This window comes from Iningainema tapete BLCC-T55, assembly GCF_014698965.1.
Taxonomy (GTDB): Bacteria; Cyanobacteriota; Cyanobacteriia; order Cyanobacteriales; family Nostocaceae; genus Iningainema; species Iningainema tapete.
In genome coordinates this window covers 1-903 of the sequence record NZ_JACXAE010000015.1, presented here as the reverse complement: position 1 = coordinate 903, position 903 = coordinate 1, and the positions used below count along the sequence as shown (strand labels likewise).

At 37.8% G+C, this 903-nt stretch carries 1 protein-coding gene; it reads left to right on the top strand.

All coding sequences use genetic code 11. The features are described from left to right. Positions 1-176 precede the first annotated feature (176 nt). Positions 177-903, top strand: a 727-nt coding sequence (locus tag ICL16_RS04015) for a hypothetical protein (RefSeq protein WP_190825611.1), incomplete at its 3' end; no start/stop codon positions are given.

The following is a 903-nucleotide window of genomic DNA, read 5'->3' as shown; positions in this document are numbered from 1 at the left end:
CTAAAGGAGCTAACAGACCAGAAAAAAGAGTTTGAAAAATCAATTGAGGAGTTAGAACCTAAAGAGCAGAAAGATAACAAGCCATTAAAAGAGAAAGCAGATAAAGCTACATCTGCCTCCACTACTCCCGCTATACCTGCCATTTCATCAGATAGTGATAAGGAGGCAGATGACTAATGGCACTACCAGCAGATTTTAACGAATGGACTAATTTAAGAGATTTGGTGAAGCTTGAACACAACAAAGCTGTTAAATCTTACTTTAAAAATCAACCAGATGACGACGTTTCAACATCTAAATCAAGGTTAAAACATAGCTGTGTGATTAAAGATAACGACACGGTTGATATGTTAATTTTGCGCATGTGGCTATTTGAAGTCACCTGCGGACATACTCAAGCAATTCAACGTCCTGTATATGGAATTCCTGTACAAGAGGCTCAATCTGAGTGGAAGTTTAAGCCACAAATTAAGCTTCATTTTTTAGAGGCTTGGGATAAAGAAACTCACGAAACCGGTGGACTTCCACAGCTAGAGGGCGAGATTGGCTTTAGATTAATGGATGAATCTTCTGAATCAATTACTCGTGCTAAAGCTGAGATATTAGCTAAAAAAATTAAGCAGGAGTTTGCTACTCCCATTTTTACCTGGGAGAAGGGATGGTACAAAGCTACCTATTTAGATTCTGAAAAAGGGTATGATTTACGATTATTTGTCAAATCGAAAACCGAAGGAGAACGAATAGTTAAGCAAGTGCTTAATATTCAAAATCACACTTTTAATAAAGATTTTTTTCAGTTTGTCGAGCATGATCGGACTTACCCAATTAATCCCGGTACACATAAGGTTTACGGGAAAACTATCAAAAAACCCATCAAAAGGCGTCGAGCGGACGTAAAGTTTC